Source organism: Nocardioides lacusdianchii, assembly GCF_020102855.1.
Taxonomy (GTDB): Bacteria; Actinomycetota; Actinomycetes; order Propionibacteriales; family Nocardioidaceae; genus Nocardioides; species Nocardioides lacusdianchii.
In genome coordinates, this window is the sequence record NZ_JADHZD010000002.1 from 62507 (window position 1) to 75400 (window position 12894).

Here is a 12894-nt window from a genome sequence, read left to right on the forward strand (position 1 = left end):
ACGACGGGTGCGGGTCACATCCCGTCGATGAGCCTCTGCACCCGCTCGTCGTACGCCTTGAACGGGTCCTTGCACAGCACGGTGCGCTGCGCCTGGTCGTTGAGCTTGAGGTGCACCCAGTCGACGGTGAAGTCGCGGCGGCGCTCCTGCGCCTTGCGGATGAACTCTCCGCGCAGCCGGGCGCGGGTGTTCTGCGGCGGCACGCTCTTGGCCTCGAAGACCTTGAGGTCGGTGGTCACGCGCGCCACTGCCCCACGCTTCTCGAGCAGGTAGTAGAGGCCGCGGCCGCGGTGGATGTCGTGGTAGGCGAGGTCGAGCTGCGCGATGCGCGCGTCACCGAGCGACAGCCCGTGCTTGGCGCGGTAGCGCTCGATCAGCTTGTACTTGATGACCCAGTCGATCTCGCGGTCCACCAGGCCGAGGTCGTCGGACTCCACGGCCTTGAGCCCGCGCTCCCACAGGTCGAGTGCGCGCTCGATGGTGGGCGTGGAGATCTGTCGCCGGTCGACGAAGTCGCGGGCCTTGCCGAGGTACTCGGCCTGGATCTCCAGGGCGCTCGCCTCACGGCCGTTGGCCAGGCGCACCTTGCGGCGGCCGGTCGGGTCGTGGCTGATCTCGCGGATGGCGCGGATCGGGTTCTCCATCGTGAGGTCGCGCATCACCACGCACTCCTCGATCATCCGCAGCACGAGGTCGCACGAGGCCACCTTGAGCATCGTGGTCGTCTCGCTCATGTTGGAGTCGCCCACGATCACGTGGAGGCGGCGGAAGCGCTCGGCGTCGGCGTGCGGCTCGTCGCGGGTGTTGATGATGGGCCGGCTGCGGGTGGTGGCGCTGCTGACGCCCTCCCAGATGTGCTCGGCGCGCTGGCTCACGCTGTACGACGCCCCGCGCGGGGTCATCACGACCTTGCCCGCCCCGACGACGATCTGCCGGGTGACGAGGAACGGGATGAGGATGTCGGCGAGCCGGCTGAACTCCCCCGCTCGGCCGACGAGGTAGTTCTCGTGGCAGCCGTAGGAGTTTCCGGCGGAGTCGGTGTTGTTCTTGAACAGGTAGATGTCGCCGGCGATGCCCTCCTCGTGCAGACGGTTCTCGGCATCGAGGAGCAGGCCCTCGAGGATGCGCTCCCCGGCCTTGTCGTGCGTGACGAGGTCGACGATGTCGTCGCACTCGGGCGTGGCGTACTCGGGGTGGCTGCCGACGTCGAGGTAGAGCCGGGCGCCGTTGCGCAGGAATACGTTGGACGAGCGACCCCAGCTGACGACCTTGCGGAAGAGGTAGCGCGCGACCTCGTCGGGGCTCAGCCGGCGCTGCCCCTTGAACGTGCACGTGACGCCGTACTCGTTCTCGATGCCGAAGATGCGCCGGTCCATGGGCCCACCCTAGGACCGTGCACCACGTCCGGTGCGGCATCCGGCGCCGAATCCCACCCGGCGAGCCGCCGTTGCCCCGACCACCTAGGTTGCTGTCATGGACGAGATGCCTGCACCGTCGCACCCGACCGCACTCGACTCCTGGCCCGCACAGGTCGCCGTGGCAGTGGCCACCGGAGTGGTGACCACCCGTTGGCCGATGGAGCGCTGGACACGGACCGCGCGCTGGACCCTGCACGGCGGGCTGGGGGTGCTGGCGGGCGCCGCCGCAGGTCTCGCTGCCCGCCGGCCCGACCTCCTCGCCCCGGAGGACAGCACGAGGGAGGAGCCCCGGACGCCTCTGGGTCCCGCCGCCACCGCTGGGGTCGTCGTGGGCCTCGGGGCACTGGTCACCGGGCTGAGCCGCGGCAGCGAGGCCGCCGACAGCTGGGCGGAGCGCACGCTGGCGGCCCGGGGCGTACGCCGTCCGCGGGTGTGGATGGGCGCTGCGGCTGCAGGCCTGTCCCTCGCGATGAGCGTCGCCGAGCGGCGCGACGAGGACGCGTCGCGCGCCGAGGAGCCGCACCCGACCGGCGCCTGACACCGCCCTTGACTCAGCGGCCCCGGCCGGGTGAGCGTTCCTCCATGGGACCCCGCCACCTCGTCGCGACCGTCCTGGTCGAACCGGGCACCGTCGAGGACCTCGAGCTCCGGGTGATGACCGACGACCTGTGGTTGTGGCCGGTGCGATCCGCTCCCGTGGTTGTCGACGGCGCGCGCCTCGAGAGCCAGGTCCGTCGACGCATGGTCGAGCAGCGGCGCGGCGAGTGGGACGACGCAGCCGGATGGACCCCCGCCTGGGTGGGGTTCGGTCCCGCGTGGCACGAGTTCGGCCCGCACGGCGACGTACGCCCGCCCGGTCCGCTCCCCTGGGCCGCGCACCAACGGCTGTGGGCCGCGCTGGACGAGTTCGGGTCGCTCGTGCGCTACCGGCGACGGCTCAACGGCATCCCGACCGTCGCCACAGCCATCTGGCCGGGGCTGTACCTGCGCTGAGCCGTGGCCCGGCGCCACGACCGCACGGTCAGACCTGACCGGGCCCCGTCGGCGGTGCCGCGGGACTGTCGGGCGGGGCCACCGGTGGGGCCACCGGCGGCGCGACCGGGGGCTCGCCCGACACCGGGTCCTCCAGCGGCGGCGTCGCCCCCGAGACCTGGTCGGTCGGGTCGGCGGGGTCGTCCTGGCCGGAGTGGCGCGGGCCGGACCCGGCCAGCGCGTCCTCGGGCGAGGCCGCGTCGGGCTCCTCGACGCCGCGACGGCCGAGCACCTCGACGAGGCGGGTCTCGCGCAGTCGCAGGAACTTGCGCGGCTGGGTGCGGGTGCGGTCGAGCACGGCGACCTCGAGGTCCCCGGTGGGGATCACGCGGTCGTCGCTCTCGCTGTGGCCGAGTGCCGCGACCGCGACGCGGATCGCGTCGTCGAGCGAGGCCCCGGCAGTGTAGTGCTCCTTGAGGTGGCCGGCGACCACGTCGGCCGCACCACCCATCACGGCGAAGCCGTGCTCGTCGGCGACCTGGCCGTCGTAGGTGAGGCGGTAGAGCTGGTCGTCGGCCGCGGTGTCACCGATCTCGGCGACGAAGATCTCCACCTCGTAGGGCTTCTCGCCGCCCGAGGAGAAGATCGTGCCGAGCGTCTGGGCGTAGGCGTTGGCCAGGCCGCGACCCGTCACGTCACGCCGGTCGTAGGCGTAGCCGCGCATGTCGGCGAGGCGTACGCCGGCGATGCGCAGGTTCTCGAACTCGTTGTAGCGACCGACCGCCGCAAAGGCGATGCGGTCGTAGATCTCGCTGACCTTGTGCAGGGCCTGCGACGGGTTCTCCGAGACGAACAGGACGCCGTCGGCGTACTGGAGGGCGACGACCGAACGCCCGCGCGCGATGCCCTTGCGGGCGAAGTCGGCGCGGTCCTTCATCATCTGCTCGGGAGAGACGTAGAACGGCATGCTCATGGCTGGGGTGACTCCTACGTCGGATCAGGTGAGCGCCGCGGCGGGGCCGTCGGGGCGCTGCATGCGGGAGGCCAGGATGCGGTCGGCGATCACGGACACCTCGTCGTCAGGCATCCGGCGCCCGCCGTCGGGAGTGATCACGTGGACCACCGGGAAGATCCGGCGGGTGATGTCGGGGCCGCCGGTGGCGGAGTCGTCGTCGGCGGCGTCGTAGAGCGCCTGGATGACCGCGGTGACGGCCTCCTCGGCGTTGAAGTCGTCACGGTAGAGCTTCTTGAGCGACCCGCGGGCGAACAGCGATCCCGAGCCGACGGAGTGGAAGGCGGTCTCCTCGTAGCGGCCGCCGGTCACGTCGTAGCTGAAGATGCGGCCCTGGTCGGCGGCGAGGTCGTAGCCGGCGAAGAGCGGGACGACGGCCAGGCCCTGCATGGCCATCCCGAGGTTGGCGCGGATCAGGGCGGCGAGGCGGTTGGCCTTGCCGTCCATCGACAGCGTGCTGCCCTCGATCTTCTCGTAGTGCTCGAGCTCGGTCTGGAACAGCCGCACCATCTCGACCGCGAGGCCGGCCGTGCCGGCGATGCCGACCACGGAGTACTCGTCGGCGGGGAAGACCTTCTGGATGTCGCGCTGGGCGATGATGTTGCCCATCGTGGCGCGACGGTCCCCGGCCATCACCACGCCGTCGTCGAAGGTCGCGGCCACGATCGTGGTGCCGTGGGGGGCGAGGTCGGCGGCATTGCCCGCCGGGACCGCGCGGCGCGACGGCAGGAGGTCAGGGGCCTCGATGCCGAGGAAGTCGGCGAAGCTCGAGGTGCCCGGGGTCATGAAGGACGCGGGCAGGCGGGAGTCGGTCACTGGCCGCCCTTCTGGATGAACGACTTCACGAAGTCCTCGGCGTTGGACTCCAGGACCTCGTCGATCTCGTCGAGGATCGCGTCGACGTCCTCGTCGATCATCTCCTTGCGCTCGGCGACGTCCGTCTCGGCCACCTCCTCGGTCGTCGTCTCGTCCTGGGAGGACCTGCGCGGTTGCTTCTGCTCCTGGGCCATGACTCGACCCTATCCACTCGCACCGACGCCACAAGGACGTTCGCCCTCGGCGGACCTGCGCGAGTCGCCCGGCCGGTCCCCATAGGCCATCGGGCACCACGGGTGGGGGGACCTTTGCGCGGATGGGGCGTTGCATCACCCGGTCCGCGCGGGAGTCACCGCTTCAGCGGGGACTCATGCAAGGAGCAAGACTCAGCGGGTGATCGCCGCGACCAGCGCCTGCGCGGAGTCGCTGCGGTCGATCAGCTCACCGACGTGGGCGCGGGTGCCACGGAGCGGGTCGATGGTCGGCACCCGCTGGAGGGACTCGCGTCCCGGGAGGTCGAAGATGACCGAGTCCCACGACGCGGCGGCCACCGAGTCGGCGTACTTGTCGAGGCAGCGGCCGCGGAAGTAGGCGCGGGTGTCGACCGGCGGGTCGTGCATGGCGGCCTCGATGGTCGCGTCGTCGAGCAGGCGACGGATCCGGCCCGCGCCGGCGAGGCGGTGGTAGAGGCCCTTGTCGGGGCGTACGTCGGCGTACTGCAGGTCGATGAGGTGCAGCTTGGCGTCGTCCCAATCGAGGTGGTCGCGGTCCCGGTACTGCTGGAGCAGCTTGAGCTTGGCCACCCAGTCGAGATCCTCGGCGCACTCCATCGGGTCGCGCTCGAGCCGGTCCAGCACCGACTCCCAGCGCGCCAGCACGTCGACGGTCTGGTCGTCGGCGTCCGCGCCGTAGCGGTCCTCGACGTACTTGCGGGCCAGCTCGAGGTACTCCATCTGCAGCTGCACGGCTGTGAGGCGCCGACCGTCGCGCAGGCTGAGGAGGTGCTTCAGCGTGGGGTCGTGGGACACCTCGCGCAGGGAGCGGACCGCGCCCTCGACGCTGAGGTCGCGGTCGATGAACCCGTCCTCGATCATCGCCAGGACGAGCGACGTGGTGCCGACCTTGAGGTAGATGGAGATCTCGGCGAGGTTGGCGTCGCCGAGGATGACGTGGAGGCGGCGGTAGACCGCGGGGTCGGCGTGCGGCTCGTCGCGGGTGTTGATGATGGGCCGCTTCAGCGTGGTCTCAAGCCCCACCTCGACCTCGAAGTAGTCCGAGCGCTGGCTGACCTGGAAGCCGCGCTCCGGCGTCGTGTCGCGCCCGTCCTGCCCGATGCCGACGCGTCCCGCCCCGGTCACGACCTGGCGGGAGACGAAGAACGGCGTCAGGTGCCGCACGATCTCGGCGAACTGCGTCGAGCGCCGCATGAGGTAGTTCTCGTGGGCACCGTAGGAGGCGCCCTTGTTGTCGGTGTTGTTCTTGTAGAGCAGGATCGGCGCGGTGCCGGGCACCTGGGCGGCCATCCGGGAGGCGTCCAGCATCACCTGCTCCCCCGCCTTCTCCCAGCGCACCACGTCGAGCGGGGTGGTCACCTCGGGCGAGGAGTACTCGGGATGCGCGTGGTCGACGTAGAGACGGGCGCCGTTGGTGAGGATGACGTTGGCCAGCCCGAAGTCCTCGTCGGTGAGCTGAGTCGGGTCGGCGACCTGGCGGGCCATGTCGAAGCCGCGGGCGTCGCGCAGCGGTGACTCCTCCTCGAAGTCCCAGCGGGCCCGGCGCGCCTTCGCCGTCGAGCTGGCGTAGGCGTTGACGACCTGCGACGAGGCCACCATCGGGTTGGCCGTGGGCTGGCCCTGGACCGAGATGCCGTACTCGACCTCCGTGCCCATCACGCGTCGTACGCTCATGTCATGAGCCTACGGGTCTGGGACGAGCGCGTGGTGCCGCGACTGACCGACTGGAGCCTGCGCGGCCACGAGGTCGGTGAGCTCCGCGAGGTCGCGTGCACGGGCCTGTCGGGGCGGGTCCTGGAGCTCGGCTTCGGGAGCGGGCTCAACATCCGGTGGTACCCGCCCGACGTCACGTCGGTCACCGCCGTCGAGCCGTCCGACGTGGGCTGGGAGATCTCCGAGCGACGGCGCGGACGCACCGACGTGCGGATCGAGCGCGGCGGCCTCGATGGGCAGCACCTCGACCTCGCGGACGACTCGCACGACCATGCGCTCGTCACGTTCAGCCTGTGCACGATCCCCGACCCGCTGCTCGCCCTGCGGGAGGCTCGTCGGGTGGTGCGACCCGGTGGCCGGCTCCACGCGCTCGAGCACGGGCTGGCGCCGGAGGAGTCCGTACGCCGCTGGCAGCGCCGCCTGGAACCACTACAGCGTGCTGTGGCCGGTGGCTGCCACCTGACGCGCGACATCCCGGCCCTCGTGGAGGGCGCGGGATGGCACGTCGAGGAGGTCGAGCAGGCGTACCTGCCCGGGCCGGGCATGTCCCGGCCGTGGACCTACGGCTACCGGCTGGTCGCCGGATGAGCCGCGGCGCGGTGGGAGTGGGTCAGCGACCGCGACGCAGGTAGCCGGCGAGGAAGAGGACGATGAGGACGACGACGACGATGATCAGAATGGTTCGCATCCCGCCAACCTAGCGCCAGCGAGCCCCGGGGCACCCCCTCCCGAGGGGTGTCGGGGCGGCGTGTCGCGCTGTCAGTCCCCCGTGGCGCGTCGGCCGTTGACGGCGGACGCGTGCGCGGCGTTGACCGCCGCGATGCCCAGCCAGGCGACCACGACGGCGGGGAGGCCGTTGTCGGTGGCGACCATCGGCACGATCGTCACCGGCACGCCCACCCCGAGCGAGATCACCCCGAGGACGAACTGTCGCAGCCGGCCGCCCTCCGCACCCGCCGTACGCCGCTGGCGCAGCGCGACCTCCTCGGACACCCGCCGCTCGACCGCGCGCTCGATGCGCTCGGCGAACCCGTCGACGAGCTCGGCGTCGTAGCGGGCGCCGAGCTCGCGGCGGGTGGCGAGGGCGGCCTCGATGTCGCCGTGGCCGAGGTCGTCCTCGCGGTTCACCCAGGGCTCACAGGTACTGGCCGGTGTTGGCGACCGTGTCGATCGACCGCCCCGGCTCGGTGCCCTGCTTGCCGGTGATGAGCGTGCGGATGAAGACGATGCGCTCGCCCTTCTTGCCCGAGATCCGCGCCCAGTCGTCGGGGTTGGTGGTGTTGGGCAGGTCCTCGTTCTCCTTGAACTCGTCCACGCACGCCTGGAGCATGTGCTGGACCCGCAGGCCGCGCTGCGCCGGGTTGAGGTCGCTGTCGAGGAAGTCCTTGATCGCCATCTTCTTCGCGCGGTCGACGATGTTCTGGATCATCGCTCCGGAGTTGAAGTCCTTGAAGTAGAGGACCTCCTTGTCGCCGTTGGCGTAGGTGACCTCCAGGAAGCGGTTCTCGTCGGTCTCGGTGTACATCCGCTCCACCGTCGCGCGGATCATCGCGTTCACGGTCGCGACGCGGTCCTGGCCGAACTCCGTGAGGTCGTCGGCGTGCAGCGGCAGCGTCGGGGTGAGGTACTTGGAGAAGATGTCGCGCGCGGACTCCGCGTCCGGGCGCTCGATCTTGATCTTCACGTCGAGCCGGCCCGGCCGCAGGATCGCGGGGTCGATCATGTCCTCACGGTTGGAGGCACCGATCACGAGCACGTTCTCCAGCGCCTCGACACCGTCGATCTCGCTCAGCAGCTGGGGGACGATCGTGTTCTCCACGTCGGAGGAGACTCCCGAGCCGCGGGTGCGGAAGAGCGAGTCCATCTCGTCGAAGAACACGATCACCGGGGTGCCGAGCGACGCCTTCTCCCGCGCCCGCTGGAACACCAGCCGGATGTGGCGCTCGGTCTCGCCGACGTACTTGTTGAGCAGCTCGGGGCCCTTGATGTTGAGGAAGTAGGACTTGCCCGACGCTCCCGTGCGCTCGGCGACCTTCTTGGCCAGGGAGTTGGCCACTGCCTTGGCGATCAGCGTCTTGCCGCAGCCGGGCGGGCCGTAGAGGAGCACGCCCTTCGGCGGCTTCAGCTCGTGGTCCTTGAAGAGCTCGGGGTGCAGGTAGGGCAGCTCGACGGCATCGCGGATCGCGTCGATCTGGGCGGTGAGGCCGCCGATCTGCGTGTAGTCGATGTCGGGCACCTCCTCCAGCACCAGCTCCTCGACCTCCGACTTCGGCACGACCTCGTAGACGTAGCCGGCACGGGTGTCGAGCAGCAGCGAGTCGCCAGCGCGGATGGTGACGTCCTCGGCGCGCAGCGGCTCGGCGAGGCGGACGACCCGCTCCTCGTCGGCGTTGGCGATGACCAGGGCACGCTCGCCGTCGGCGAGGATCTCCTTGAGCATCACGACCTCACCGACCTGCTCGAAGTCGAGCGCGGCGACGACGTTGAGCGCCTCGTTGAGCATGACCTCCTGGCCGCGCACGAGGCCGTCGAGCTCGACCGCCGGGCTGACGCTGACGCGCAGCTTGCGACCGCCGGTGAAGACGTCGACGGAGTCGTCGGCGTTGCGGCTGAGGAAGGTGCCGAAGCCCGCCGGCGGCTGCGCCAGGCGGTCGACCTCCTCCTTCAGCGTGGTGATCTGGTCACGGGCGTCGCGCAGCGTCTGCGCCAGCCGCTCGTTCTGGCTGGACACCGCGGCCAGCGACCGCTGTGCGTCCGCCAGGCGGCTCTCGAGACCGCGGGACTGCCCCGGTGCGTCCTCGACGCGACGGCGCAGGTCCAGGACCTCGGCCTCCAGGTAGCGCACCTGCGTGGCCAGCTGCTCTCGGGTGGGCTCGGACATCTCGCACCTCCTGTCCAGTGACACTACCCACTGACCGATGGGACGGAAGTGAATGTCTCGCCGTGTTGGTCACCGGTTTGCCGCGGCGGGCCCGACCACCCGCGGCTCAGGACCCGTTGAGCCGCCGGATCGCGAGGAGCTCCTCGTGGCTGAAGCGGCCCGAGGCCGCGAGCACCTGCTGGAGGACCGCCGACTTGCCCGCGATGTAGGTGTCGATGTCCATCTCCGGGTCCGCGGCCAGCGCGAGCTTCGCGGCGGCGTACGCCTCGCGCAGGTCGTCCCGCGAGCGCAGCACGTCGCGCACTGCGAGGTGGTTGCGGACGTTGGCGGTGCCGGCGGTGCAGACGTAGACGTTGCGCCGCGGCGGTCCCGGGGCGTGGAAGGCCTCGCGACCGGACACGCCGAGGTCACCGCGGTGGACGTAGCCGATCGACTCGAGCGCAGCGACTGCGGCGGCCACGTCGGCCGGGTCCACGACCACGTCGACGTCGAGGATCGGCTTGGCGGCCAGGCCGGGGACCGACGTCGAGCCGACGTGCTCGACGACAGCGGACCGGACGTCGGCCAGCGCCTCGCGCAGGACGGCCGCGACCGCCTCGAAGTCGTCGGCCCACCGGGGCGAGTGCTCGACGACCTGGACCCCGCTCATGCCTCGGTGTCGGCGTCGCTGTCCTTGACCTCGACCGGCGGGATGTCGGCCGGGCGCGGCCCTGTGTAGTCGGGGCCGTACGCCCCGGGGGCCGGCCGACGGGTCTTGCGCGGGGGCTTCTCCCCCGGCGCCATGCGCCGCGCGGTGACCAGGAAGGCGGTGTGGCCGATCATCTTGTGGCCGGGTCGCACCGCGAGTCCCTCGACGTGCCAGTCGCGCACGAGAGACTCCCACGGCTGCGGCTCGGTGAAGCCGCCGTGCACGCGCAGGGTCTCGACCACGCGGGACAGCTGGGTCGTGGTGGCGACGTAGGCGCAGACGATCCCGCCCGGCACGAGCGCGTCGGCCACCGCGTCGACGCAGTTCCACGGGTCGAGCATGTCGAGGATGATGCGGTCGACCTGCGTGCCGAGGCCGGGCAGGCCCTCCTTGAGGTCACCGAGGCGGAGGTCCCACGCCGGGTGGCTCTGGCCGTCGGGGGCGGAGAAGAACTGGTTGACGTTGCGGCGGGCGACGTCGGCGAACTCCTCGCGCAGCTCGTAGGACGTCACCCGACCCCACGGGCCGACGGCGCGCAGCAGCGAGCAGGTGAGGGCGCCCGAGCCGGCGCCCGCCTCGACGACGCGCGCACCGGGGTAGATGTCGGCCAGCGCGATGATCTGGGCGGCGTCCTTGGGGTAGACCACGGCCGCGCCCCGCGGCATGGAGACGACGAACTCGTTGAGCAGCGGGCGGAAGACGAGGTACTGCCCGCCGGCCGACGAGGTGAGGGTGAAGCCCTCGTCGCGGCCGATCATGTCGTCGTGGTCGAGGTGGCCCTTGTTGGAGAAGAAGCGCTTGCCGGCGACCAGCTCGAAGTTGTGCTTGCGGCCCTTCTGGTCGGTCAGCCGCACCCACTCCCCCTCGCGCAGGGGACCGCGGTGGACGCCGGACCAGGCCTCGGCGGGGACGTCGGGAGAGGTCTCGGGCATGGCGCGCAGACTAGTGCGCCCGAGCCCGATCCACCCATCCGGCGGCGTCGTGCAGGTCGCGAGCGGCAGGCTCAGCGGCGGGCGTTCTCGCGGAAGGCGCGGTCGACGTCCGCGGTCGAGAGCACGCCGTAGATGTGACCGTCCTCCTCGACGAGGAGGTACTCCTCGGCCGGACGCCGGCTGATCGCGAGGATCAGGTCCTCGCCCGCGACGGTGGCGGGGAGCGTGAGCCCGTCCTCGAGGACACGGGTGACGGTCGAGACCGGCACCCAGGGGCGGCGCTCCTCCGGCATGGCCGTGACCGCGGCCTCGCTCACGATGCCGATCGGGGAGCCGTCGTTGCCCACCGTGACGATGCTGCCGGCCTGCGCGTCCTGCGCGCGGCGTACGGCCTCGGCGAGCGGGAGGTCGGCGGGGACGGTGAGCGTACGCCGGGCCAGCGGGCGCGCGACCAGGGCCGGCAGGCGCTCGCGGAGCCGGGCGTGCGCCATCGCGGCGGTCGCGCCGGTCCAGAGGAACAGGCCGAGGATGAAGACCAGGACGACGTCGAGAATGGTGGGCGACTCGCCGGTCAGCGGCTCCATCACGACCGGCCAGGCGAGCAGGGCCAGCGCGGTGAGGCGGCCACCCCAGCCCGCGACGATCGTGGCGCGGTGCTGGTTGCCCGAGGCGCCCCAGACCGCCGCCTTGAGGACCCGGCCACCGTCGAGCGGGAGCCCGGGCACGAGGTTGAGGACGCCGATGATCAGGTTGGCGCCGGCCAGGCCCTGCACCGCGGCACGGACCAGACCGTCGGGGACCACGAACCACAGCGCCGCGGCGGCGATCCCGACCCCGATCGAGGTGAGCGGACCCACCACGGCGATCCAGAACTCGTGGCGGGGCCGGCGCGACTGCCCGTCGATCTCGGTCATGCCGCCGAGGAAGTGCAGGGTGATGGAGTTGACGCCGTAGCCCAGTCGCTTCGCGACGACCGCGTGCGAGGCCTCGTGGAGCAGGACGGAGAGGTAGAGCACGACGGCGAAGACGAAGCCGGCGACGTACTTCCAGAAGCCCAGGCCCGGCTGCACCTGCTCGATGCGCGGGGCGAAGGTCAGCGAGATCAGCAGTGCGACGATGAGCCACGAGCTCGTGATGAGCACGTCGATCCCGACGATCGAGCCGATCCGCCACGTGCCCGGAGGGCGCGGCGCGGGGCGCGAGGTCCCCTGCGGCGGGGCCGGATCATTCGGTGCGGGCACACCACGACCCTAGCCAACCCCGCCCACGGCGGTGCGCGCGCCGTGAGCGGTGTCGTACGCCTCGCCTAGGGTGAGCCGCGCCATGACGATCCCCACCGCAGACTCCCCCGCCGAGCGCGTCTCCACGCCCGTGGACGGCGTCGAGGTGCTCGGAGCGCTGTCGCCCAGCCGGGCCGGCGACTTCATGGCCTGCCCGTTGATGTACCGCTTCCGCACCATCGACCGCCTGCCCGAGGAGCCGTCGCCCGACGCGGTGCGGGGCACAGTGGTCCACAAGGTGCTCGAGGACCTCTTCGACCTGCCTGCGGCCGGCCGGACCCCCGAGGCGGCCGCCGACATGCTCGAGCCGACCTTTGAGGCGCTGCTGGAGGCCGAACCGGCGCTCGGGGAGATGTTCGGCGACGAGGGTCCCGACCTGACCGCGTGGCTGTCGTCGTGCCGCCCGGTCCTCGCCCGCTACTTCGACCTCGAGGACCCGCGTCGCCTCGAGCCGGCCGATCGCGAGCTCTACGTCGAGGCCCTCCTCGACTCCCGGCTGCTGCTGCGCGGTTTCGTCGACCGCGTCGACGTCGCGCCCGACGGCCGGATCCGCATCACCGACTATAAATCGGGACGCTCCCCGGCGGTGGGCTACGAGGCCAAGGCCCTCTTCCAGATGAAGTTCTACGCCCTGGTCATCTGGCGCCTGCGCGGCGTCGTGCCGTCGGTGCTCCAGCTGGTCTACCTCGGCAACGGCGAGATCCTGCGCTACGAGCCCGACGAGGACGACCTGCGCGCCACCGAGCGCAAGGTCGAGGCCGTCTGGACCGCGATCCAGCTCGCCCACGAGACCGGCGACTGGCAGCCCAGCCCGTCGCGCCTGTGCGACTGGTGCTCCTACCACCAGTTCTGCCCCACCAAGGGCGGCACGGTCCCGCCGCTGCCCGAGCCGGTGCCGGTGCAGGCAGACGCCTCTGCGGACGAGGCCGACGACTGACCTCGACCGCGT

The 12894-nt window shown here is 71.4% G+C and carries 14 protein-coding genes; 4 read left to right on the forward strand and 10 right to left on the reverse strand.

What is annotated here, in order from left to right; all coding sequences use genetic code 11:
• Positions 1–14: 14 nt before the first annotated feature.
• Entirely contained in the window at positions 15–1376 is a 1362-nt protein-coding gene (gene pafA, locus IRX98_RS02965; RefSeq protein WP_224273725.1) for a Pup--protein ligase, read from the reverse strand.
• A gap of 97 nt (positions 1377–1473) precedes the next feature.
• On the opposite strand from pafA, the gene IRX98_RS02970 reads away from it, so the two are divergent.
• Together IRX98_RS02970 and IRX98_RS02975 are read left to right on the forward strand one after the other, a co-directional pair.
• Positions 1474–1956: a hypothetical protein gene (locus IRX98_RS02970; RefSeq protein ID WP_224273727.1), complete on the forward strand. Its 483-nt coding sequence runs from the start codon at positions 1474–1476 to the stop codon at positions 1954–1956.
• Between the two features lie 44 nt (positions 1957–2000).
• Positions 2001–2411, forward strand: a complete 411-nt coding sequence (locus IRX98_RS02975; protein WP_224273730.1) for a hypothetical protein — start codon at positions 2001–2003, stop codon at positions 2409–2411.
• 28 nt (positions 2412–2439) lie between these two features.
• On the opposite strand, the gene prcA is transcribed toward IRX98_RS02975, so the two are convergent.
• From prcA to dop, 4 genes are all read right to left on the reverse strand, one after another.
• Positions 2440–3363 carry a proteasome subunit alpha gene (prcA, locus tag IRX98_RS02980; protein WP_224273732.1) on the reverse strand — a complete coding sequence of 308 codons (924 nt, stop codon included), beginning with the start codon at positions 3361–3363 and terminating at the stop codon, positions 2440–2442.
• Between the two features lie 24 nt (positions 3364–3387).
• Complete coding sequence (gene prcB / locus IRX98_RS02985) at positions 3388–4188, reverse strand: proteasome subunit beta (protein ID WP_207085483.1); 801 nt, start codon at positions 4186–4188, stop codon at positions 3388–3390.
• A 26-nt stretch (positions 4189–4214) separates the two neighbouring features.
• The gene (locus tag IRX98_RS02990; protein ID WP_207081378.1) at positions 4215–4412 is read right to left on the reverse strand and encodes a ubiquitin-like protein Pup; all 198 of its coding nucleotides are present in this window, start codon (positions 4410–4412) and stop codon (positions 4215–4217) included.
• A 192-nt stretch (positions 4413–4604) separates the two neighbouring features.
• Entirely contained in the window at positions 4605–6125 is a 1521-nt protein-coding gene (gene dop, locus IRX98_RS02995; RefSeq protein ID WP_224273737.1) for a depupylase/deamidase Dop, read from the reverse strand.
• 3 nt (positions 6126–6128) lie between these two features.
• Between dop and IRX98_RS03000 the strand changes: the two genes are divergently transcribed.
• Entirely contained in the window at positions 6129–6752 is a 624-nt protein-coding gene (locus tag IRX98_RS03000) for a class I SAM-dependent methyltransferase (RefSeq protein ID WP_224273740.1), read from the forward strand.
• A gap of 171 nt (positions 6753–6923) precedes the next feature.
• Here the strand turns inward: IRX98_RS03000 and IRX98_RS03005 are convergent, their stop codons facing one another.
• The 5 genes from IRX98_RS03005 to IRX98_RS03025 form a co-directional block, all read right to left on the reverse strand.
• On the reverse strand, positions 6924–7292 hold the full coding sequence (locus tag IRX98_RS03005; RefSeq protein ID WP_224273743.1) for a hypothetical protein: 369 nt from the start codon (positions 7290–7292) through the stop codon (positions 6924–6926).
• A 7-nt stretch (positions 7293–7299) separates the two neighbouring features.
• On the reverse strand, positions 7300–9045 hold the full coding sequence (gene arc, locus IRX98_RS03010; RefSeq protein WP_224273745.1) for a proteasome ATPase: 1746 nt from the start codon (positions 9043–9045) through the stop codon (positions 7300–7302).
• A 106-nt stretch (positions 9046–9151) separates the two neighbouring features.
• Complete coding sequence (locus tag IRX98_RS03015; RefSeq protein WP_224273747.1) at positions 9152–9694, reverse strand: GrpB family protein; 543 nt, start codon at positions 9692–9694, stop codon at positions 9152–9154.
• Complete coding sequence (locus IRX98_RS03020) at positions 9691–10665, reverse strand: tRNA (adenine-N1)-methyltransferase (protein WP_224273748.1); 975 nt, start codon at positions 10663–10665, stop codon at positions 9691–9693. Before IRX98_RS03020 ends, IRX98_RS03015 begins: the two co-directional genes overlap by 4 nt.
• 71 nt (positions 10666–10736) lie before the next feature.
• Positions 10737–11906: a site-2 protease family protein gene (locus IRX98_RS03025; protein ID WP_224273749.1), complete on the reverse strand. Its 1170-nt coding sequence runs from the start codon at positions 11904–11906 to the stop codon at positions 10737–10739.
• Positions 11907–11988: 82 nt separating this feature from the next.
• Here IRX98_RS03025 and IRX98_RS03030 point away from each other — a divergent pair, with 82 nt between their 5' ends.
• On the forward strand, positions 11989–12882 hold the full coding sequence (locus IRX98_RS03030; protein ID WP_224273750.1) for a RecB family exonuclease: 894 nt from the start codon (positions 11989–11991) through the stop codon (positions 12880–12882).
• The last annotated feature ends 12 nt before the right edge of the window (positions 12883–12894 follow it).

Coding starts and splice junctions, on each gene's coding strand:
- pafA (WP_224273725.1), bottom strand. CDS start 1,376: ATGGACCGGCGCATCTTCGGCATCGAGAACGAGTACGGCGTCACGTGC.
- IRX98_RS02970 (WP_224273727.1), top strand. CDS start 1,474: ATGGACGAGATGCCTGCACCGTCGCACCCGACCGCACTCGACTCCTGG.
- IRX98_RS02975 (WP_224273730.1), top strand. CDS start 2,001: ATGGGACCCCGCCACCTCGTCGCGACCGTCCTGGTCGAACCGGGCACC.
- prcA (WP_224273732.1), bottom strand. CDS start 3,363: ATGAGCATGCCGTTCTACGTCTCTCCCGAGCAGATGATGAAGGACCGC.
- prcB (WP_207085483.1), bottom strand. CDS start 4,188: ATGACCCCGGGCACCTCGAGCTTCGCCGACTTCCTCGGCATCGAGGCC.
- IRX98_RS02990 (WP_207081378.1), bottom strand. CDS start 4,412: ATGGCCCAGGAGCAGAAGCAACCGCGCAGGTCCTCCCAGGACGAGACG.
- dop (WP_224273737.1), bottom strand. CDS start 6,125: ATGAGCGTACGACGCGTGATGGGCACGGAGGTCGAGTACGGCATCTCG.
- IRX98_RS03000 (WP_224273740.1), top strand. CDS start 6,129: ATGAGCCTACGGGTCTGGGACGAGCGCGTGGTGCCGCGACTGACCGAC.
- arc (WP_224273745.1), bottom strand. CDS start 9,045: ATGTCCGAGCCCACCCGAGAGCAGCTGGCCACGCAGGTGCGCTACCTG.
- IRX98_RS03015 (WP_224273747.1), bottom strand. CDS start 9,694: ATGAGCGGGGTCCAGGTCGTCGAGCACTCGCCCCGGTGGGCCGACGAC.
- IRX98_RS03020 (WP_224273748.1), bottom strand. CDS start 10,665: ATGCCCGAGACCTCTCCCGACGTCCCCGCCGAGGCCTGGTCCGGCGTC.
- IRX98_RS03030 (WP_224273750.1), top strand. CDS start 11,989: ATGACGATCCCCACCGCAGACTCCCCCGCCGAGCGCGTCTCCACGCCC.